At 67.9% G+C, this 19,905-nt stretch carries 16 protein-coding genes; 7 read left to right on the top strand and 9 right to left on the bottom strand.

Annotated elements, in window-relative coordinates:
* Positions 1–6: 6 nt before the first annotated feature.
* Positions 7–2,847: a bifunctional diguanylate cyclase/phosphodiesterase gene (locus ACYKG1_RS08695; RefSeq protein ID WP_478472393.1), complete on the bottom strand. Its 2,841-nt coding sequence runs from the start codon at positions 2,845–2,847 to the stop codon at positions 7–9.
* A 247-nt stretch (positions 2,848–3,094) separates the two neighbouring features.
* Between ACYKG1_RS08695 and ACYKG1_RS08690 the strand changes: the two genes are divergently transcribed.
* The 5 genes from ACYKG1_RS08690 (at position 3,095) to ACYKG1_RS08670 (ending at position 7,275) form a co-directional block, all read left to right on the top strand.
* Positions 3,095–3,613, top strand: a complete 519-nt coding sequence (locus ACYKG1_RS08690; protein ID WP_238381653.1) for an RNA polymerase sigma factor — start codon at positions 3,095–3,097, stop codon at positions 3,611–3,613.
* Positions 3,610–4,608 (top strand): hypothetical protein, encoded by a 999-nt coding sequence (locus ACYKG1_RS08685; protein WP_478472391.1) that lies wholly within the window; start codon positions 3,610–3,612, stop codon positions 4,606–4,608. Before ACYKG1_RS08690 ends, ACYKG1_RS08685 begins: the two co-directional genes overlap by 4 nt.
* A 40-nt stretch (positions 4,609–4,648) precedes the next feature.
* Entirely contained in the window at positions 4,649–5,245 is a 597-nt protein-coding gene (locus ACYKG1_RS08680) for an IMPACT family protein (RefSeq protein WP_478472390.1), read from the top strand.
* Positions 5,238–7,010, top strand: coding sequence for an ABC transporter transmembrane domain-containing protein (locus tag ACYKG1_RS08675; RefSeq protein ID WP_262226972.1), 1,773 nt, complete (start codon positions 5,238–5,240; stop codon positions 7,008–7,010). The genes ACYKG1_RS08680 and ACYKG1_RS08675 overlap by 8 nt, the downstream gene beginning before the upstream one ends.
* Positions 7,011–7,080: 70 nt before the next feature.
* Positions 7,081–7,275: a hypothetical protein gene (locus tag ACYKG1_RS08670; RefSeq protein WP_005409247.1), complete on the top strand. Its 195-nt coding sequence runs from the start codon at positions 7,081–7,083 to the stop codon at positions 7,273–7,275.
* A gap of 217 nt (positions 7,276–7,492) precedes the next feature.
* Here the strand turns inward: ACYKG1_RS08670 and ACYKG1_RS08665 are convergent, their stop codons facing one another.
* The 3 genes from ACYKG1_RS08665 to ACYKG1_RS08655 all read right to left on the bottom strand — a co-directional run bounded on the left by ACYKG1_RS08665 (position 7,493) and on the right by ACYKG1_RS08655 (position 11,148).
* The gene (locus ACYKG1_RS08665; protein WP_100472004.1) at positions 7,493–8,617 is read right to left on the bottom strand and encodes a prephenate dehydrogenase; all 1,125 of its coding nucleotides are present in this window, start codon (positions 8,615–8,617) and stop codon (positions 7,493–7,495) included.
* The gene (gene pdxY / locus ACYKG1_RS08660; protein ID WP_100472003.1) at positions 8,614–9,522 is read right to left on the bottom strand and encodes a pyridoxal kinase; all 909 of its coding nucleotides are present in this window, start codon (positions 9,520–9,522) and stop codon (positions 8,614–8,616) included. The genes ACYKG1_RS08665 and pdxY overlap by 4 nt, the downstream gene beginning before the upstream one ends.
* Positions 9,523–9,948: 426 nt before the next feature.
* Positions 9,949–11,148, bottom strand: coding sequence for an MFS transporter (locus ACYKG1_RS08655; protein WP_262083875.1), 1,200 nt, complete (start codon positions 11,146–11,148; stop codon positions 9,949–9,951).
* Between the two features lie 72 nt (positions 11,149–11,220).
* Here ACYKG1_RS08655 and ACYKG1_RS08650 point away from each other — a divergent pair, with 72 nt between their 5' ends.
* On the top strand, positions 11,221–12,018 hold the full coding sequence (locus ACYKG1_RS08650) for an AraC family transcriptional regulator (RefSeq protein ID WP_478472388.1): 798 nt from the start codon (positions 11,221–11,223) through the stop codon (positions 12,016–12,018).
* Between the two features lie 100 nt (positions 12,019–12,118).
* On the opposite strand, the gene dnaJ is transcribed toward ACYKG1_RS08650, so the two are convergent.
* The 4 genes from dnaJ to hrcA all read right to left on the bottom strand — a co-directional run bounded on the left by dnaJ (position 12,119) and on the right by hrcA (position 17,123).
* A complete protein-coding gene (dnaJ, locus tag ACYKG1_RS08645) occupies positions 12,119–13,246 on the bottom strand; it encodes a molecular chaperone DnaJ (protein ID WP_049434941.1) in 1,128 nt (375 codons plus the stop codon).
* A 154-nt stretch (positions 13,247–13,400) separates the two neighbouring features.
* On the bottom strand, positions 13,401–15,323 hold the full coding sequence (gene dnaK, locus ACYKG1_RS08640; RefSeq protein ID WP_059034049.1) for a molecular chaperone DnaK: 1,923 nt from the start codon (positions 15,321–15,323) through the stop codon (positions 13,401–13,403).
* A 156-nt stretch (positions 15,324–15,479) separates the two neighbouring features.
* The gene (grpE, locus tag ACYKG1_RS08635) at positions 15,480–15,995 is read right to left on the bottom strand and encodes a nucleotide exchange factor GrpE (protein ID WP_478472386.1); all 516 of its coding nucleotides are present in this window, start codon (positions 15,993–15,995) and stop codon (positions 15,480–15,482) included.
* Between the two features lie 63 nt (positions 15,996–16,058).
* Positions 16,059–17,123 carry a heat-inducible transcriptional repressor HrcA gene (gene hrcA, locus ACYKG1_RS08630; protein WP_008266321.1) on the bottom strand — a complete coding sequence of 355 codons (1,065 nt, stop codon included), beginning with the start codon at positions 17,121–17,123 and terminating at the stop codon, positions 16,059–16,061.
* A gap of 115 nt (positions 17,124–17,238) precedes the next feature.
* Here hrcA and recN point away from each other — a divergent pair, with 115 nt between their 5' ends.
* Positions 17,239–18,900 carry a DNA repair protein RecN gene (gene recN, locus ACYKG1_RS08625; protein ID WP_478472385.1) on the top strand — a complete coding sequence of 554 codons (1,662 nt, stop codon included), beginning with the start codon at positions 17,239–17,241 and terminating at the stop codon, positions 18,898–18,900.
* 84 nt (positions 18,901–18,984) lie between these two features.
* Here recN and ACYKG1_RS08620 read toward each other — a convergent pair whose 3' ends face one another.
* The gene (locus ACYKG1_RS08620; RefSeq protein WP_100471998.1) at positions 18,985–19,902 is read right to left on the bottom strand and encodes a LysR family transcriptional regulator; all 918 of its coding nucleotides are present in this window, start codon (positions 19,900–19,902) and stop codon (positions 18,985–18,987) included.
* Between the last annotated feature and the right edge of the window lie 3 nt (positions 19,903–19,905).

Genomic DNA, 19,905 nt, shown 5'->3' with positions numbered 1-19,905 from the left:
CGGTGGCTAGCCCGCCGCGTGCGACCACGGGGCGGGCCGCCCCAACAGGTAGCCCTGGCCGTAATCGCAGCCCAGTTCTCGCAGGGTCTGCCGCTGCGCCTCGGTCTCGATGCCCTCGCCGATGGTCTCGATGCCCAGCGTGCGCGCCAGCGACAGCACGCCTTCGACCAAGGCCCGCGTGCTCTGCACTTCCGGCCCATGCAGCCCTGCGATGAAGCTCTGGTCGATCTTCAGCGTGCTGATCGGGAAGCGGTGCAGGTAGGACAGCGCCGAGAAGCCGGTACCGAAATCGTCCAGCTGCACCTGGATGCCGCGCTCGCGCAGGCCCTGCAGGATGCGCAGCGTGTGCGGACTGTCGTCCAGCAGCGCCACCTCGGTAATCTCCAGGCGAAGCCGGCGCGGATCTGCGCCGCATGCATCGAGCAGACCGAACAGGCGGCCACTGAACTCGGCCGAGCGGAAATGGCGCGGCGATACGTTCACCGAAACATAGCTGTGGCCGCCTTCGGCCAGTCCCGCGATGACCTGTTCGTAGATCAGCCAGTCGACCTGTTCGATCAGGCCGCTTTCCTCGCCAAGCTCCAGGAACGCCCCGGGCAGCAGCAGGCCACGGCGCTCGTGCTGCCAGCGCAGCAATGCCTCGTGCCCCACCACCTCGCCATCGGACAGACGCACGATCGGCTGGTAGAACGGGACGAAGTCGCGGTTGTTGATCGCACGGCGCAGGTCAGCTTCCAGATCAAGGCTGCGCATGGCCTGCTCGCGCATGTCCTCATCGAAGATCGCACAGCGGTCGTGGCCCTGCGCCTTGGCCCGGTACATCGCTGCATCGGCGTCGCGCAGCAGCTCTTCACCGGTACGGTAGCGGGGGTTCCACAAGGCGATACCGAGGCTGCCGGACGGGAACAGCTCGCGCCCGGCGATCCACATCGATTCCTGCAGTGCCAGCAACAGCCGCTGGCCGAAATCCAGGGCCTGTGCCAACCCCTGCGGACATTGCAGCAGCACCGCGAATTCATCGCCCCCCAGTCGCGCCACTACATCCTCGGGGCCGGCCATCGATACGATGCGTTTGGCTACCTCCACCAGCATGCGATCGCCGGCGGCGTGGCCAATGCTGTCGTTGACCAGCTTGAAGCGGTCCAGGTCGAGGAACAGCACGGCGAACACCGGCCCACCCTCACGCCTGGCCAGCGCCAGCGCATCCTGCAGGCGATCGAGCAGGTGCAGGCGGTTGGGCAGGCCGGTCAGCGCATCGTGCATGGCCTGATGGGTCAGGCGCTGCTCGGCACGCAGGCGCTCGCCAATCTGCCCGAGCAGCTTTTCGTTGACCTCGGCCAGCTCGCGGGTACGTTCGTCCACGCGCTTTTCCAGCTCGGCATGCGCCGAACGCAGCTGCTGCTGGTCGCGCTGGCGCGCCAGCCCGGTTCCGATGTTCTGTGCAACGAAGGTCAGCAGGCGCTGATCGTGCACACTGAACGTGCTGTTCGGACTGTAGCTCTGCACCACGATCGCGCCGACCGCCTCATCATCGCGCAGCAGCGGCACGCCCAGCCAGCAATGTGAGCGCGCGCCGGATTCGCGCACCTCGCCGCTGGCCAGCAGTGCGTCGATCTGCTCCCGCGACGCCAGCAGCGGCCGCCGGTTGCGCACGACATACTCGGTCAGGCCGCGGCTGAACGGCCGTGGCGCGCGGCTGGCGTTGTGCTCGTCCACCGAATAGACGAAGTCCAGGCCGTTGCCCGTCCCGTTCACCAGCGCGATATAGAAATTGCGCGCATCAAGCAGGCGCCCGACCACGCCATGCACCTGCCCATAGAACTGGGCCAGGCTGTCGGCCGACATCGCCATTTCGGCGATGTTGTACAGCGCGGTCTGCAGCTGCTCGGCACGGCGTCGCTCGGCCACTTCATCCTGCAGGCTGCGGTTGGCGCGCTGCAGCTCCAGCGTGCGCCGCTCCACCTGTTGCTCCAGCCGTACCTGCGCCTGGCGCCGGTCCATCGCGGTCTGCACATGCTGCGCTACAAAGCCCAGCAGCGCCCGCTCGGCCTCGCCATAGCGGGCCGCCAGCTCATAGCTCTGCACCACGATGGCGCCGCAGACGCGGCCATCGCGCAGCATCGGCACGCCCAGCCAGTCCAGGCTCTCCGGGCCACGCTGCGGGTCGTGCTCCTGCCCGACCACACGCGCCAGCAGCTCGCGCGAGGGGCCGCTGAGCGGCTTGCCGTGGCGCAGCAACGCCACGGTCAGGCTGCGCGGCATCTCGCCGGCGTCATGGCTCTGGGACGGATCGGCGACGAAGTCGTCGACCTGGTCGGCGAAGTACAGGAAACGGATCTGGTCGCGGACGTCGTCGTATTCGACGATGTAGCAGTTTTCCGCGTACATCAGCGTGCCAAGCACGCCGTGCACGTGGCGCAGCATCTCCGACATCTCCAGATCGGCGCCGGCCAGATCGGCGATCTGGAACAGCGCCTGCTGCAGCCGTTCAGCCTCTTCCAGCGCCTTGATCTGCCCCGCCTGGCGGCCGCGCTGCAATGCCAGTTCCATGGCCTGCCGGGCCAGCCCCCACCACGCCGCGGAAGGCACCGCACCTTCCACCGATAGCTGCAGACGGGCACCGTCATATTCCCAGCCATGGCAACCGTCGCCGACGCCCGGCGCCGTGGATGCGCCAGCCGCGACGACCGCCGGCCAGCCGCCCTGGCCGCATCCCAGCTGCAGATCGTTCCAGCCAACGCGGACCACGGCCGAATCCGGCAGCAGCGCATGCAATGCGCGCACCAGCGCCGTGCTCAGCACAGCCTCGTGTGGTGGCTCTTCTGCCGGTTCAACGTGCCTGGACAAATGACAATCTCTTGGCGCCGTCTGCGCGTCGCCTCCCCTGAGCCGCCGAGCATAGCGCGCCACCCGGGGGGCAATGGAAGCCCATCAACCCCGAATCGTGCGCCCGTACGTTTTTCCTGCTGTCCATAGCCGCTTCCACGCCATGAACCTCGCCCTGCCCGCCCCCGTCACCGGCTATGCGCCACCGCCTGCAGGCCTTACCCTGTACGCCGTGGAAGCCAGCGCACTGCCAACCGATGAAGCCTTGATGCTGGCCTGGGCCGGTGGCGACCTGCGCGCGTTCGAAAGCCTGTATGCGCGCCATCGCAAGCGCCTGTTCGGTTTCCTGCTGCGGCAGGTGCGCGACAACGCGCTGGCCGAGGAGATCTTCCAGGATGTCTGGCAGCGGGTGATCAGCGCCCGCGCCGGCTGGCAGCCTGACGCTGCATTCAGCACCTGGCTGTTCCGCATCGCCCACAACCGGCTGAACGACCATTGGCGCGCCGCCCGCCATCGCCCTTCCGCACCGGCCGACGCCGATCTGCGCCTGGCCGCGATCGAGGACGGTCAGACCCCGGAAGCCGAGCTTTCCGATTTCGAACAACGTCGCCGCATCCAGCTGGCGATGGAGCAACTGCCGCCCGAGCAGCGCGAAGTGCTGCAGCTGCGGCTGGATCAGGAACTGAGCCTGGAGGAGATCGGCCAGATCACCGGCGTAGGCCGGGAAACCGTGAAATCGCGGCTGCGCTATGCGATGGACAAGCTGCGTGCGGGATTGAACGCATGAACCGAAACGATCCGCTGACGCCGGAAGAACGCGAGCTGGCGCGCCTGCTCGGCCGCCGCGTCGAACAGGCCCCACCGGCCGCGCTGGACGCCACCATCCTGGCCGCGGCGCGCGCTGCGGTGGACGCACCGGCTGCCGAGGCTGTTGCTTCGCCGGACGCGCCACGCACGCAGCGTACGCGCCCACGGTGGCCGGCGGTGTTCGGCATCGCCGCCTCGATGGTGTTCGCCATCGGCATCGCCTGGCAGCTGCGCCCGGAACCGCCGCCGGTTCCGGCGGGCAAGTCCGCTGTTGCTGCAGCGCCGGCTACGGCGGACGTCGCGGCTGCCGATCCGGCCGCTGGGAGCAGCGCAGCCGACAGTGCGGTTGCGGCTGCGGAAACGGCCGCCGCACCTGCAGCACCCGAGGCAGCCCCGGTCGCTCCCCCCCCGGCACCGTCCGTCGCGCGCATGCCCAGGCCTGCGCCGGCCGAGGCCGCTGCTGCGCCGCCACCGACGGCACCATCAGCAGTACGATCGAGGGTTGCAGAAGTGGCCGCCGACACCTCCTTTGCCGCACTGCCTCCCGCACCGGCAGCGGCACCGCCCGCACCTCCTGCACCGGCTGCCTACTCGGCACCTGCACCGGCATTGGCGCCAGCCCCGGCAGGGGCATTGAAAGCACGCACTGCCGAGCCGCCAGTGGTCAACGCTGCCGAGGCCGAACGGGCACAGGCAATGGATCGGATAGAGATCACTTCGATGAAACGCCAGGCCCCGAGCCGCTCCGCGCCCGGCGTCATGCGCCGCGGCGCCGACGCAGGGCTCAGTGCGGATGCCGTGCAGGCCGAAGTGGACACCGATGCACAGCTGCCGCGGCGGCAGTGGCTGCAGAAGATCCGCACGCGCCGCGACGATGGCCAGCGCGACTTGGCCCGCGCAAGCCTGGAGCGCTATGTGCAGCAGTATCCGGAAGCGCGCCTGCCGCGCGACCTCCGCCCGCTGCTGGACGACTGAAGCGGACAGTGACCTCCGGCAACCCCGTAGAATGGCGGGAATGCCCGATACCCTCGCCCAGCCGGTCAGCCACACGCTGGAAGTCAAACACAGCCGCTTCATTGCCCATGCCGCGCCGATCGATGGCGCCGCGGCAGCATTGGCGTTCCTGCAGCAGGTGGCCGTAGCCGACGCGACCCACAACTGCTGGGCCTACCGCCACGGGCAGGATTACCGTTCCAGCGACGATGGCGAGCCGGCCGGCACGGCTGGGCGTCCGATCCTGGCGGCGATCGACGGCCAGGGCTTCGACCGGGTCATGGTGGTGGTAACGCGCTGGTTCGGCGGCATCAAGCTGGGCGCCGGCGGGCTGGTGCGCGCCTACGGTGGCGCAGCCGCCGAATGCCTGCGCACTGCGCCGCGCCTGCCGCTGGTGGCGATGGCCCGGCTGCAGCTGTTGGCCGGCTTCGAGGATCTGGGCACCCTGCATGCCACCCTGCCCGCCTTCGGCGCCGGGAAGCTCGATGAACGGTTCGATGCCAACGGCGTGTGCCTGCGGGTCGAATTGCCGGCCGATCAGGTCGATGCATTGAAAATCCGCCTGCGCGACGCCACCCGTGACCGTATCCGCATACAAGACGACGACCAGGATGACTGACAAGGACGACGCCCCCGTCTCGACCCCACCGCTGCGCCGCCTCGGCAGCCTGCGGACGTTGTGGCCGTTCGTGCGCCGCCATGGCGGCCTGTTCACCGCCTGGCTGCTGGCGCTGGCGGTGTCTTCGGCCGCCACGCTGAGCCTGCCACCGGCGGTGAAGCAGATGATCGATCATGGTTTCAGCAGCGGCGGACAGATCAACCGCGCCTTCGCCCTGCTGATGCTGGTGGCGGTCGTGATGGCGTTGGGCACGGCTGCGCGCTTCTACTTCGTGTCGCTGCTCGGCGAAAAGGTCGTGGCCGACCTCCGCAGCCAGCTGTATGCCCATCTGATCCAGCTGGGCGCCGGATTCCACGACCGCAGCCGCAGCGGAGAACTGGTCTCGCGCCTGACCGCGGACACCGAACTGCTGCGCAGCGTGGTCGGCTCGACCATGTCCGTTGCGCTGCGCAGCACGGTCACCGTCATCGGCAGCCTGGCCATGCTGTTCGTCACCAGCCCGCGGCTGGCCGCGTGGTCGTTGCTCGGCATTCCGCTTGCGGTGCTGCCGATCATCATCGGCGCGCGCAAGCTGCGCACGGTTGCGCGCAGCAGCCAGGACCGCATCGCCGATGCCAACAGCCTGGCCAGCGAAACGCTGGGCGCCGTGCGCACGGTGCAGGCGCATGCACGCGAGCCCTATGAGCGCGGACGCTTCGACAAGGCGCTCGGTGATGCCATCGGTGCCGCGCGCCGCCGCATCGGTGCACAATCGCTGGTCACTGCCAGCGCCATCCTGCTGGTGTTCGGCGCCATCGTCGGTGTGTTGTGGTTGGGCGCGCATGACGTCATCGACGGTCGACTCAGCGCCGGTACGCTGGGCCAGTTCGTGCTGTATGCACTGATCGGTGGCGGCTCGGTCGGCGCGCTGGCAGAGGTCTGGAACGAGCTGCAGCGTGCCGCCGGCGGCATGGGCCGCATCGGCGAACTGTTGCAGGAAGACATCGAGATCCGCTCGCCGGCGCAGCCGCACGCGCTGCCGCAGTCGCTGCGGGGCGAGATCCAGTTCGACGACGTGGTGTTCCACTACCCGCAGCGACCGGACCAGGCTGCGCTGGACCACTTCAACCTGCACGTCCGTCCGGGTGAGACCGTAGCGCTGGTCGGTCCGTCGGGCGCGGGCAAGAGCACGGTGCTGTCGATGCTGCTGCGCTTCCACGATCCGGCCAGCGGCCGCATCTGCGTGGATGGCATCGACGTGCGCCAGGTCGATCCGGCCGAGCTGCGCGCGCAGCTCGCGCTGGTTCCGCAGCAGCCGACGCTGTTCGCGGCCAGCGCGCGCGACAACATCCGCTATGGCCGCCTGCAGGCCAGCGACACCGAAGTCGAGGACGCCGCGCGTGCCGCGGAGGCTGACGGCTTCCTGCGCGCGTTGCCGCAGGGCTATGACAGTGAGCTGGGTGAGCGCGGTGCCCGCCTGTCCGGTGGGCAGCAGCAGCGTGTGGCGATTGCCCGTGCACTGCTGAAGGATGCGCCGATCCTGCTGCTGGACGAAGCCACCAGCGCGCTGGACGCGCAGAGCGAGTACAGCGTGCAGCAGGCGCTGGAGCGACTGATGGCCGGGCGTACCACGCTGGTCATCGCCCACCGCCTGGCCACGGTACTCAAGGCCGACCGCATCGTGGTGATGGACCAGGGCCGCATCGTCGCCGAAGGCACCCATGCGCAGCTGCTGGCCGAAGGCGGACTGTACGCTGAACTGGCACGCCTGCAGTTCATCGATTGATGACGGCCGGCTAACATCGGCCCGGCCAAGCTGGCTGGGCAACAGCAGCATCCGCTGAAGGAGGTGCACGATGTCGTTCCGTCAGTTCCCCGCCGTCGACAGCAACGGCGAAAGCCACATCATCATCGAGTTCAAGCCCGAGGCGAATGGCAGCGGGCATCACTCCGAGGCCACGCCGCGCTACGAGCTCGATGACGGGCGTCCGCTGGTGCGCGATGGCCGCGAGTTCACTACCAGTGGCGGCGAGCTGAGGCTGACGATCTAGGCCTGCTCCCACGCTTGGCAGGTGCCCACCTTGGTGGGCCCTGGCCCTGTCTGCATCTGACGGGCGTGGCTGCGAAAAGCAGTCGAGTCTGGCCCGCCTCTGCAGAAAAGCCGTGGTCAATTTTTCGCCAAGCATCTTGACAGCCTTGGTTGGCAAGGCCTGAGCGGGGTTATCCACACCTTTGCTCAGAAACCATCCACACCACCTGTGGATGAATTCAGCCCAGCACCCGCCCGATGCCACTGGCGTCCACGTCGGCTGCCGCCCGACTGATCGCTGCCGGATCGTTGCCGGCCACGAATCCGATGCGGAAATGCACTTCGCCACCGGGCGTACGCGAGGAATGGATCGAGGCCAGGCTGATGCCATGCTGCTCGAATACGTTCAGCAGCTGGCGCAGTGAGCCAGGCCGGTCTTCCGGCAGGTGCACCGACAGCGCGTTGCGCTCGGTGAGGTCGGCCAGCAGATAGCCCACGCGTTCAAACGTGTAGTTGCCGTCAGCCAGCGCCTGCTCGCCGAACGCACTGCGATTGGCTGACAGCAGCTGCTCACGGAATGCAGCCCGTGCGCGGTCGTCGCCCTGCCCGACCTGCACCTGCAAGGCCTGCAGCTGCCCCACCAGCCGCTCCAGCATCGGCGCCACGTACGGGTTGCCGAACTGGATGTCTTCGTAGATCGCCGGATTCAGCGACAGGATGCGCGAAATGATCGCCGTATCCAGCTCGAACGACGCCGAACGGTACGGCATCATCGCGGCCAGATCGCCCAGCTGCGGCTGGTACTGGCGCAGCACGCCGGCCTGCGCCAGGTGGGTGGCATGCACCATCGCCTGCACCAGCGCCATCATCTGGTCGTGGTGCTGCGGCGTGGCGCGCACGCACTCGGCCTGCAACGCCGTGCACAGCGTATCGACCCACGGCTGCCAGTGCTGCAGGCGCGCTTCGCAGACCACCATCACCCGGCCCTTCAGGGTCGGCGCCTTGGGTGGCGCGGTCATCGGGTGCAGGCCGACCACTTCGGCCTGCGAGGCCAGCATCGCCTGCACCGGTGCCTCCTTTACCGAGGTCACATCCAGCCATAGCCTGCCCTGCTCACGGCCCGCCGATTGCCGCACGTACTCTGCAATCAGAGCCGGCGTATGCCGGATCGGTGCCGAGAACACCAGTACATCGGCGTGCGCCAGCAATTGCTCCGGCGTGTGCGAGTCCGGGTCGGCCGGGTCGTGGCCCATCACCTGCAGCTGCAGGTGATGCTGGAAGAAGCGGGTCAGCCAGCGCCCATAGGCACCGGCGCTGCCGATGATGCCGACCGTGCGCGGCATGCGTGGATCCAGGCTGCTCATGCCACGCGTTCAGCGCGGAAGCGCGTTCCTTCGGCCAGCGCCGCCGGCGCGGCAGCGATCACGTCGAACTCCTCGAAGCCGTTGTCCAGGGTCGCCTCCAGCGCCGCATGGGTGCCTGCGATGGCACGCGAAATCGCCTGCTGCATCGACTCACCACGCAGCAGGAACGACACCACCAGCGACATCAGCACGTCACCTGTGCCTGCCACGTCCACCGGCAGCAGCGGTGAGGCCCAGCGCCAGGTTTCCTCGCGCCCGACCGCCAGGGTCACCAGCTCACCGGGGTTGCCGCCCACGCTGTGCGCGATCACCCAGTGCGGGCCACGGTCCAGCAGCGTGCGCGCCGCCGCGATGGCATCGGCCTCGGCCAGTGCCGGCATGCCGGTCAGGCGATTCAGTTCGAAGGCGTTCGGTGTCACCAGCCAGGCATGCGGCAGCAGGCGCTCGGCGAAGATCGCTTCCAGGCCCGGTTCCACGTAGGGGCCGGTATGGGTGTCACCGATCACCGGGTCCAGGCAGTAACGCAGCTGCGGGCAGGCCGGCAGGATCCCGTCCAGCCAGTCGGCGAAGGCGGCACCATTGGCGGTGCTGCCGAAGTAGCCGGAGACGAGCATCTTGGCCCGCTGCGGCAGGCCGCGTTCGCACGCGCCGAGCAGCAGGTCGGCGAACCAGTCGGCGGGCAGTACGCGGCCGCGCGTAGTTTCGTAGAACGGCGCATTGCTCAGCAGCACGGTCGGGATCTCCGCCACGCGCACGCCGAGCGCATGCAGCGGCGGTACGGCAGCACTGTTGCCGGCGTGGCCGTAGACAAGTTGCGACTGGACGGAGATGACATCGACCGGCGACGGGCCGTCGGGCCGCTGGCGGCGGCCATGGACCAGGTGGTTATCGAGGGATTCGCTCATGCCCGCATTCTACGCCCAAGGGGGTTTTCGGCAGGGCTGCGCCCTGCACCTGCCGAAGATTCAAGCAACGGCAACGGCAAAAGCCAAAGCGGCATTCCGTGAGTTGGCGGGACAGTGTGGGTTCGCGGGGACGGCGCAAGTACGTCCATGTAGCCTTGGTCGCCGCTTGCTCGTGTGCGCAGGAACGCGCACACGAGCAAGCGGCGACCGAGCTTACATGGGTGAGGACGCTTTGCTTGCGAAGCACCGCTTCGCAAGCGCCCGAACGCCCAGCCGCCAGCGGCTGGGCCGGGCCCCGGAGGGGGACTTGCAGCGTCCCCCTCAACCGGACCCACCCCGCCAACCCACGGAAAGCCAGCTTTTGAATTTGACGTTGCCGTGGCTTGCAGCAGGTGCAGGGCTGCAAGCCCTGCAAACCAAAACCCCTCAGTGAGCAGCAGGCCGCGACGGTGGCAGCCACGCCGCAACGACCCCGAGCAGCGGCAGGAACGCGGTCAGCTGGTAGACGTACTCAATGCTGGTCTTGTCCGCCAGCAGGCCCAGCACGGCCGCACCCAGTCCGCCCATGCCGAATGCAAAGCCGAAGAACAGGCCGGACACCATGCCGATGCGGTGCGGCATCATTTCCTGTGCGTAGACCACGATGGCCGAGAACGCCGAGGACAGCACGAAGCCGATCAGCACCGCCAGTACCGTGGTCCACAATAGATCGGCGTGCGGCAGCATCAGCGCGAACGGCGCCACGCCGAGGATCGAGGTCCAGATGATCGGCTTGCGGCCGATGCGGTCACCCAGCGGGCCGCCGAGGAAGCCACCGGCTGCGGACGCCACCAGGAACGCGAACAGATGCAGCTGGGCCTGTGCCACCGGAATGCCGAAATGGTGGATCAGGTAGAAGGTGAAGTAGCTGCCGATGCTGGCCATGTAGAAGTACTTGCTGAAGATCAGCACCAGCAGGATCGCCAGCACCTTGGCCACGGTGCGCGGCGGATGCCGCGGCGCCATCGCAGCCGTGCTGACCGGTCGTGGCGTGCCCAGATGCAACGCGTACCAGCGGCCGACATAGGTCAGCAGAGCGATGCCGATCAGGGCGGCGCCGGCAAACCACGATGCGGCATGCTGGCCATACGGCACGATCACCGCCGCGGCGATCAACGGTCCCAGCGCGGTACCGAAGTTGCCGCCAACCTGGAACACCGACTGCGCGAAGCCATGGCGACCGCCCGAGGCCAGCCGCGCGATGCGCGAGGCTTCCGGGTGGAAGATGGCCGAACCAATGCCGACCATCGCCGCAGCCATCAGCACCACCGCGTAGTTCGGTGCGAAGCCCAGCAGCAGCATGCCGCACAGGGTCGAGGCCATGCCGATGGGCAGCGAATACGGCGCCGGGCGACGGTCGGTGGCCATGCCGATCAACGGCTGGAAGATCGACGCGGTGAGCTGGTAGGTCAGCGTGATCAGGCCGATCTGGGTGAAGCTGAGATTGAAGCCGCCCTTGATCACCGGATAGATCGCCAGGATCAGCGACTGCATCATGTCGTTGACGACATGCGAGGTGGAGATGGCGGCCAGCACGCCGGGGGCTACCGGACGCGAGGCCGTTGCGGGAGAAGCCAGGGTCGACATGGACACAGTCAGGTTGGGGGCGAGCCACGCATGCTACGGTGGCCTCTCCCTCCCTTCTGCCGCGTTCGGGTCATGGCCTATCGCAAAAAGGACACTCCCTGCCCGGTCCGCGAGACCGCGCCGTGGAGCGAGGTTCCGGTGCACCGCCCGGTGACCTGCCGCGCCCGGCATTACCCACCCGGTACCCACATCGCGCCCCACCGGCACCGCCGTCACCAGCTGGTGTTCGCCATGTCGGGACTGATGGTGGTGCGTGCGGACGGCGGCCGTTGGGTCGTACCCTCGACCCGCGCGATCTGGGTGCCGGCCGGCATGGCGCATGCAGTGGACTGCATCGCCGAAGTGCACATGCGCAGCCTGTACGTGGAACCCGACTTCGCACCGCAACTGCCGCACGAGGCGTTCGCGGTGCAGGTGGCGCCACTGCTGCGCGAACTGCTGCTGGCTGCCAGCCTGATCGAGACCCCGCATGTGGATGACAGCCGCGATGGCCGCGTGGTACGCCTGCTGCTGGACGAACTGCACCGCATGGACGTGCTGCCGCTGCACCTGCCCTCGCCCACCGACCCGCGCCTGCAGCGGATCTGCCAGCACATCCAGAAGCATCCCGGCGACGACGCCACGCTGCAGGACTGGGCGCAGGCGCTGCAGGTGGACGTGAAGACCATCCAGCGCCATTTCGCCAGCGAACTGGGCATGACCTTCGGGCAGTGGCGGCAGCAGGCGCGGCTGCTGGCCGCACTGGAACGCCTGGCGGTCGGCGACAAGGTCATCGATGTGGCGCTGGCGACGGGTTACGACAGCCCAAGCGCGTTCACCAGCATGTTCAAGCGGCAGCTGGGGCAGACGCCGGCGGCGTTTTTCCGATGATCCTTTGAACGGCATCCACGCATGGCGTGGAGCTACTGCACCACAAACGACAACGCCGGGCATGGCCCGGCGCTCTCGTTCACCGCTTCCGTCGAAAAACTCAGGACGTCATCCGGTCCCAGAAGCCCTTCACGCCATCCATGAAGGTGGCCGACTTCGGCGAGTGCTTGCGCGCTTCCTCACCGACGAAGGTGGCTTCGAACTGTTCCAGCAGCTTGCGCTGTTCGTTGGTGAGGTTGACCGGGGTCTCCACCACCACGCGGCAGTACAGGTCGCCCTCGCTGCGGCTGCGCACCGAACGTACGCCCTTGCCACGCAGGCGGAACAGCTTGCCGGTCTGGGTCTCGGCCGGGATGCGGATTTCCGCTTCGCCGCCGAGGGTGGCCACGCGCACGGTGTCGCCCAGTGCCGCCTGCGAGATGCGGATCGGCACTTCGCAGTGCAGGTCGTCGCCATCGCGCTGGAAGATCGCATGCTCGCGCACGCGCACTTCCACGTACAGGTCACCCGGCGGCGTACCGGCCGGACCGGCTTCGCCTTCGCCCTGCAGGCGGATGCGGTCGCCGGTATCGACGCCCGCCGGCACCTTCACCGACAGCACCTTGTCTTCCTCGACACGGCCGTTGCCGTGGCAGGTCTTGCAGGGCTTGGCGATGATCTGGCCACGGCCGCCGCAGTTGTGGCAGGCCTGCTGCATGGCGAAGATGCCGCGCTGGATGCGCACCTGGCCGCGGCCATGGCACACGTTGCAGGTCTCGACCTTGCCGTCTTCCGAGCCGCTGCCATCGCAGTCGCCGCACTCGGCCAGGGTCGGAATCTCGATGCGGCGCTCGACGCCGCGCACCGCTTCTTCCAGGTCCAGTTCCATCACGTAGCCGATGTCGGCGCCGCGACGGGCCTGGCGCGGACCACCGCCGCCACCGCCAAAGATGTTGCCGAAGATATCGCCGAAAATATCGTTCATGTCCGGGCCGCCCGGACCGCCGCCACCGCCCATGCCGTGCTCGAACGCAGCGTGGCCGTGGCTGTCATACATGCGGCGCTTGTTGCCGTCGGACAGCACTTCGTAGGCTTCCTTGCACTCCTTGAAGGAGGCTTCGGCCGCCGCATCACCCGGGTTGCGGTCCGGGTGGAACTTCATCGCGCAGCGACGGTAGGCCTTCTTCAGCTCGTCGTCGGTAGCGGTGCGGGCAACGCCCAGCACTTCGTAGTAATCGCGCTTGCTCATATCGTGAATCTGGTTCCGGAAAGTCGGGATTCGTCAAAGCGGAAGAGCGGAACCAGGTCCGCTCTTGCGTCGGGCGCCCCGACACGCCGGTGGGCGGTCAGGACCCTGATGCGACAACGGGACGCTGATGGCCAGCGTCCCGTGTCGGTCCGGATCAGGACTTCTTGTCGTCCTTGACTTCGGTGAACTCGGCGTCGACCACGTCATCCTGCGCCTTGCCGGCGTTGCCGGCGTCGGCACCCGGGGCACCGCCCTGGTCGGCCGAAGCAGCGGCGAACAGCGACTGGCCGGCTTCCTCCAGCACCTTCGACTTGGCTTCGATCTGCGCCTTGTCGTCACCCTTCATCGCGGTTTCCAGGTCGGCCAGAGCCGCCTCGACCTTGCCGATGACATCGCCGCCGACCTTGCTGCCGTGTTCGGTAATGGCGCTGCGGGTGCCGTGGATCAGGGCGTCGGCCTGGTTGCGGGCCTGCACCAGCTCCTGGAACTTCTTGTCTTCTTCGCGGTTGGCTTCCGCGTCGGCGACCATGCGCGCGATCTCTTCCTCGGACAGGCCCGAACCGGCCTTGATCTCGACCTTCTGTTCCTTGTTGGTCTTCTTGTCCTTGGCCGACACGTGCAGGATGCCGTTGGCGTCGATGTCGAAGGACACTTCCACCTGCGGCAGGCCACGCGGGGCCGGCTCGATGCCGGACAGGTCGAACTTGGCCAGCGACTTGTTGAAGCGGGCCTGTTCGCGCTCACCCTGCAGCACGTGCACGGTCACGGCCGACTGGTTGTCCTCGGCGGTGGAGAACACCTGCGAGGCCTTGGTCGGGATGGTGGTGTTCTTCTCGATGATCTTGGTGAACACGCCGCCCATGGTCTCGATGCCCAGCGACAGCGGGGTCACGTCCAGCAGCAGCACGTCCTTGACGTCGCCGCCGAGCACGCCGCCCTGGATCGCAGCACCCAGTGCCACGGCCTCGTCCGGGTTGACGTCCTTGCGCGGTTCCTTGCCGAAGAACTCGGTCACCGCCTGCTGCACCTTCGGCATGCGGGTCTGGCCACCGACCAGGATCACTTCGCTGATGTCGCTCGAACGCAGGCCGGCATCGTTCAGGGCGACGCGGCACGGCTCGATCGACTTCTTGATCAGGTCGTCCACCAGCGCTTCCAGCTTGGCGCGGGTCAGCTTGATGTTCAGGTGCTTCGGACCCGACGCGTCAGCGGTGACGTACGGCAGGTTCACTTCGGTCTGCTGGGCGCTGGACAGCTCGATCTTGGCGCGCTCGGCGGCGTCCTTCAGGCGCTGCAGGGCCAGCGGATCCTTGCGCAGGTCGATGCCCTGGTCCTTGTTGAATTCTTCAACCAGGTACTCGATGACGCGGTTGTCGAAGTCTTCGCCGCCCAGGAAGGTGTCGCCGTTGGTGGCCAGCACTTCGAACTGCTTCTCGCCGTCGACGTTGGCGATCTCGATCACCGAGACGTCGAAGGTGCCGCCGCCCAGGTCGTACACCACGATCTTGCGATCCTTGTTGTCGCCCTTGTCCAGGCCATAGGCCAGCGCAGCCGCGGTCGGCTCGTTGATGATGCGCTTGACGTCCAGGCCGGCGATGCGGCCGGCGTCCTTGGTCGCCTGGCGCTGGCTGTCGTTGAAGTAGGCCGGCACGGTGATGACCGCTTCGGTGACCTTCTCACCGAGGAAGTCCTCGGCGGTCTTCTTCATCTTCTCCAGCACCTTGGCCGAGATTTCCTGCGGGGCCATCTTCTTGCCGTCGCTGGTGGCCACCCAGGCGTCGCCATTGTCATGGGCGAGGATGCTGTACGGGACGTGGGCGATGTCCTTCTGCACTTCGGCGTCGGTGAACTTGCGGCCGATCAGGCGCTTCACCGCGTAGAAGGTGTTCTTCGGGTTGGTGACGGCCTGGCGCTTGGCCGAGGCGCCGACCAGGACTTCGCCGTCCTTGGTGTAGGCGACGATCGACGGGGTGGTGCGATCGCCTTCCGAATTCTCGATGACGCGGGCCTTGCCGCCGTCCATGATCGCCACGCACGAGTTGGTGGTGCCGAGGTCGATACCAATGATCTTGCCCATGGGGGAGACTCCTGAGGATGCTTGTTGGGGTCAGTCCGGCCGTTCGGCCGGTGGATGAATACGATGTGGGGGAGGCTCGTGGAACATTCAAGCCATCTCCCGAACGCTGTGTTCAGCGCCTGGAAAACCTTGCCGGGCATGGCCCGGCACGGCCGATCAATCGGCGGCCACCACCACCAGCGCCGGCCGCAGCAGGCGCTCGTTGAGCAGGTAGCCCTTCTGGAACACGGTCACCACGCTGCCCGGGGCGGCGCCCGGGGTCGGCACCTGGCTGATCGCCTGGTGGTGTTCCGGGTTGAACGGCTGGCCGATCGGGTCCAGCAGGACCAGGCCGTTGTCGGCAGCGACCTTCAGCAGCTGCTTGTAGGTCAGCTCCAGGCCCTCGCGCAACGGGTGGGCGTCGTCGCCGGCAGCCTTCAGGCCGGCATCCAGGCTGTCAAATACCGGCAGCAGCTCGCCCAGCAGCTTCTCGTTGGCGAACTTGCGGGCCTGTTCGATGTCACGAGCAACGCGCTTGCGCTGGTTCTCGAGGTCGGCGCGCTCACGCAGCGCATCGGCCTTGATCTGCTCGATTTCGGCGCGCAGGCGCTCCACTTCGTCACTGACGCCGGCCGCAGCCGCTGCATCGGCCGCGCTCTGCTGGGATTCGATATCGGGGTTTTCGTGGTTCATGTCTGGGTCCCTGGCGGTCACAGCCCGCCTCCACCCACCCTAGTGTGGGCGGGATGCTGCGTTTCAAGCGTCGGATGTTCCGGGAGTGCGCCCGGCCGGCGAAAAGGCCGCGCCGAGCACATCGGCGGTGGCCTGGACCAGCGGGATCATGCGGTCGTAGGCCATCCGCTTGGGGCCGATCACGCCCAGCACGCCCAGTACCTGGCCATTGGCGGTGTACGGGGCCGTGACCAGCGAGACCCCCTGCAAAGGCATCATCCCGGTCTCTTCGCCGATGAAGATGCGCACGCCCGGCGCCTGGATGGTCCGCTCCAGCAGCTGAAGGATCTCGCGCTTGCTGGAGAACAGCTCGAACAGCTCGCGCAGGCGCTCCAGGTCGGACAGGTCCTGCACCCCCATCAGCCGGGTCTGGCCGGCCACCAGCATGTCGTCGGCGGCCGGCTGCAGGGCCTGCTCGGCCAGCTCGATGCTGTGCGCCAGCAGCTGCTCCAGCTCGGAACGGGCATCGCGCAGCTCCAGCAGCAGGCGGGTGCGGATCTCGGCCATCGGCAGGCCGGCGAAATGCGCATTGAGGTAGTTGGCCACCTGCTCCAGCTGGCCCGGCGCGAACTCCTGCCGGGTCTCAATGACCCGGTTCTGCACCTCGTTGTCGGCAAACACCAGGATGGCCAGCACCCGGCGCCCGTCCAGCGCCACGAAATCGATCTGGCGGAAGGCGAACTGCTCGCGTCGCGGCGCGCTGACCACGCCGACGAAGTGGCTCATCGCCGACAGCAGCTCCGAGGCGCTGCCGAGCAGGGCCTGGGTGCTGCCGCCGCCGGCCAGTTCCTGGCGCAACCGGGCCAGCTCGCCCTCGCCCGGCGGCTGCATCTGCAGCAGGCTGTCGACGAACACCCGGTAACCATGCGCGGTCGGGATGCGCCCGGCCGAGGTATGCGGCGAGGCCAGCAGCCCCAGGTCTTCCAGGTCGCCGAGGATGTTGCGGATGGTGGCCGGGCTGACCTCCAGGCCGGCCACGCGCGCCAGCGTCTGCGAGCCGACCGGCTCACCGTCCTGGATGTAACGCGCAATCAGCGTGCGCAGCAGATGGCGCGCACGCGGGGCAAGCTGGTCGGGAGAACCGTGCATGGAATCAACCTGTGAGACACGGACACTAGATAATGGCGGCGCATCACCTTGGCAAGTCATTGGACCTCCCTCGCCCGCGTGCTAGCGTTGCGCGGCTGCTGATACCCCCTTACCCATGCTCAGACATCTTTCGATCAAGGATTTTGCCGTCGTCCGCGCCACCGAACTGGAGTTCGGGCCAGGCATGACCGTGGTTTCAGGCGAGACCGGCGCCGGCAAGTCGCTGATGGTCGACGCGCTGGGCTTCCTGTCCGGCCTGCGCGCCGACAGCGGCGTGGTCCGCCACGGCGCCGCGCGCGCCGAGCTTTCGGCCGAGTTCGCGCTGGACCAGCTGCAGGCCGCGCGCCAGTGGTTGGCCGACAACGAGCTGGACGATGAGGAACAGTGCCAGCTGCGCCGCGTGATCCGCGCCGATGGCGGTTCGCGGGCATGGATCAACGGCCGCCCGGTAACCCTGGCGCAGCTGGGTGACCTGGCCTCGCTGCTGGTGGAGATCCACGGCCAGCACGAGCAGCAGGCCCTGCTGGCACGTCCGTCACAGCTGGCCCTGCTGGACGCCTATGCCGGCAACGAGGACGAGCGCCGCCAGGTACGCCGCGCCGCCGCGGCCTGGCAGGCGCTGGTCGATGAATCGCTGGCGCTGTCGCAGCAGGGCGACGTCAGTGACCGGATCGGCTTCCTGGAGCACCAGCTGCGCGAACTGGACCGCGAGGACCTGGAACCGGAGTCGATCGTCGCACTCGGTGCCAGCCACCGGCGCCAGGCCCACGCCAGCGCCCTGCTGAGCGCCTGCCAGGCGGCCAGCAACCAGCTCAACGGCGACGACGGCAGTTCCGCGCTGGACCTGCTGCAGCAGGTGCGCCACGAACTGTCGCGCCTGATCGAACACGACCCGCGCCTGGGCGAGGTGGATGGCCTGATCGAGAACGCCTCGATCCAGCTGCACGAAGCCCTGTCGCTGCTGGACCGCGTGCATGACGACCTCGACGCCGATCCGGAACAGTTCGAGGAGAACGAGCGTCGCCTCGGCCGCCTGCATGATCTGGCCCGCAAGCACCGCGTGCCGATGGACGAGCTGGGCGCGCAGCGCGAGCGCATGCACGCCGAGGTGGAGCAGCTGCGCGGCGCCGACGAGCGACTGCAGCGCCTGGCTGGCGAGATCGAGAAGGCCGCGGCGGCCTGGCGCCTGCAGGCCGAGGTGCTCAGTGAGAGCCGCCGCAAGGCCGCAGCCGAGCTGTCGGCCACCACCACCGGGATCATCGCCGAGCTGGGCATGGGCGGCGGCCAGTTCCTGATCGAGCTGGAGCCGCAGGACGCCGGCAAGCCCGACCCGCAGGGTGCCGAGCGCGTGGAATTCCTGGTGGCGGCCAACGCCGGACAGCCGCCGCGTGCCCTGCGCAAGGTGGCCTCGGGTGGCGAACTGTCGCGCATCTCGCTGGCCATCGAAGTAGCCGCGCTGGATCTGGATGCGGTGCCGACCATGGTGTTCGACGAAGTCGACTCCGGCATCGGTGGCGCGGTGGCGGACATCGTCGGCCAGAAGCTGCGCGCCCTTGGCGAGAAGCGCCAGGTGCTGTGCGTGACCCACCTGCCGCAGGTCGCCTCCAAGGGCCATGCCCACTACCGGGTCAGCAAGGCCCCGGTGGAAGGCATGACCCAGAGCGCAGTGGAAAAGCTGGACAGCAAGGCGCGTGAGGAAGAGCTGGCGCGCATGCTCGGCGGCGTGGAAGTGAGCAAGGAAGCGCGCGCCGCCGCCCGCAAGCTGCTGCAGGTCTGACGCCCGCACGCGTTCATCCACGCATGGCGTGGATCTACAACGCACCCGCGCGGTAGTGCCGGCCGCTGGCCGGCATTACCTGCTTTACCCCAGTGGCCGCGCCAGGTCCACCGTTTCCACCAGGAAATCAAGGAAGGCACGCACCCGCAGCGGCAGGTAGCCGCCCTGCCCCAGGAACACCGCGTGCACCTCTTCAAGGTCACCGGGGTTGGCGTCCTCCAGCACCGGCAGCAAGCGCCCGGCGGCAATATCCTGTTGCACCTGGAATGCTGCCAGCCGCGCCATGCCCAGCCCACCCAGCACCAGCTGGCGCAGCGCGTCGCCGTTGCTGGCGCGCGCATTGCCACTGGGCAGCAACATGCGTTCGCGACCGTCCTGCAACAGCGGCCAGCCCTGCATCGCGCGCGCATGGCCGATGTCCAGCCGGTTGTGCGACTGCAGCTCCTCGGCAGTGCGTGGCAACCCGTGCCGCAGCGCGTAGGCGGGCGCAGCCACGATCATCATCCGCGTCGCACCGAGCCGCCGCGCCACCAGGCTGGAGCTCTTCAGCGGGCCGGCCCGCACCGCCACGTCGGTGCGCTGCTCAAGCAGGTCGATCACCTCGTCGTTGAGGGTCAGGTCCACGCCTACCTGCGGGTTGCGCTCCAGGAACGCCGGGAGCAGCGGCAACAGGAAATGCTGGCCGAACGGCACGTTGGAGTTGACCCGCAGCCGTCCGCGCGGCTCGGCATGGGCACTGGCACAACGCTCGGCCTCCTCCAGGTCGGCGAGAACGCGCAGGCCACGTTCGTAGAACGCGCAGCCTTCCGGGGTCAGCTGCAGCTGGCGGGTGGAGCGTTGCAGCAGGCGCGTACCCAGCCGATGCTCCAGCCGGGCCACAAGCTTGCTTACCGCCGAAGGCGTCATGTCCAGGGTGCGGGCCGCAGCGGAAAAACCACCGGTCTCGATCACCCGCACGAACACTTCCAGTTCGCCGGATCGGTTGATGTCGGGTCGCGCCATGTT

The organism is Stenotrophomonas sp. 85239_Sma (assembly GCF_056481725.1).
Note: the sequence above shows the minus strand (reverse complement) of the source record. Positions and strands in the feature narration are given on the sequence as shown.

What these genes read in the sequence shown, in the direction of transcription:
- ACYKG1_RS08690 (WP_238381653.1), top strand. Translation starts at nt 3,095, where the DNA reads ATGCTGGCCTGGGCCGGTGGCGACCTGCGCGCGTTCGAAAGCCTGTAT.
- ACYKG1_RS08685 (WP_478472391.1), top strand. Translation starts at nt 3,610, where the DNA reads ATGAACCGAAACGATCCGCTGACGCCGGAAGAACGCGAGCTGGCGCGC.
- ACYKG1_RS08680 (WP_478472390.1), top strand. Translation starts at nt 4,649, where the DNA reads ATGCCCGATACCCTCGCCCAGCCGGTCAGCCACACGCTGGAAGTCAAA.
- ACYKG1_RS08675 (WP_262226972.1), top strand. Translation starts at nt 5,238, where the DNA reads ATGACTGACAAGGACGACGCCCCCGTCTCGACCCCACCGCTGCGCCGC.
- ACYKG1_RS08670 (WP_005409247.1), top strand. Translation starts at nt 7,081, where the DNA reads ATGTCGTTCCGTCAGTTCCCCGCCGTCGACAGCAACGGCGAAAGCCAC.
- ACYKG1_RS08665 (WP_100472004.1), bottom strand. Translation starts at nt 8,617, where the DNA reads ATGAGCAGCCTGGATCCACGCATGCCGCGCACGGTCGGCATCATCGGC.
- pdxY (WP_100472003.1), bottom strand. Translation starts at nt 9,522, where the DNA reads ATGAGCGAATCCCTCGATAACCACCTGGTCCATGGCCGCCGCCAGCGG.
- ACYKG1_RS08655 (WP_262083875.1), bottom strand. Translation starts at nt 11,148, where the DNA reads ATGTCGACCCTGGCTTCTCCCGCAACGGCCTCGCGTCCGGTAGCCCCC.
- ACYKG1_RS08650 (WP_478472388.1), top strand. Translation starts at nt 11,221, where the DNA reads ATGGCCTATCGCAAAAAGGACACTCCCTGCCCGGTCCGCGAGACCGCG.
- dnaJ (WP_049434941.1), bottom strand. Translation starts at nt 13,246, where the DNA reads ATGAGCAAGCGCGATTACTACGAAGTGCTGGGCGTTGCCCGCACCGCT.
- dnaK (WP_059034049.1), bottom strand. Translation starts at nt 15,323, where the DNA reads ATGGGCAAGATCATTGGTATCGACCTCGGCACCACCAACTCGTGCGTG.
- grpE (WP_478472386.1), bottom strand. Translation starts at nt 15,995, where the DNA reads ATGAACCACGAAAACCCCGATATCGAATCCCAGCAGAGCGCGGCCGAT.
- hrcA (WP_008266321.1), bottom strand. Translation starts at nt 17,123, where the DNA reads ATGCACGGTTCTCCCGACCAGCTTGCCCCGCGTGCGCGCCATCTGCTG.
- recN (WP_478472385.1), top strand. Translation starts at nt 17,239, where the DNA reads ATGCTCAGACATCTTTCGATCAAGGATTTTGCCGTCGTCCGCGCCACC.
- ACYKG1_RS08620 (WP_100471998.1), bottom strand. Translation starts at nt 19,902, where the DNA reads ATGGCGCGACCCGACATCAACCGATCCGGCGAACTGGAAGTGTTCGTG.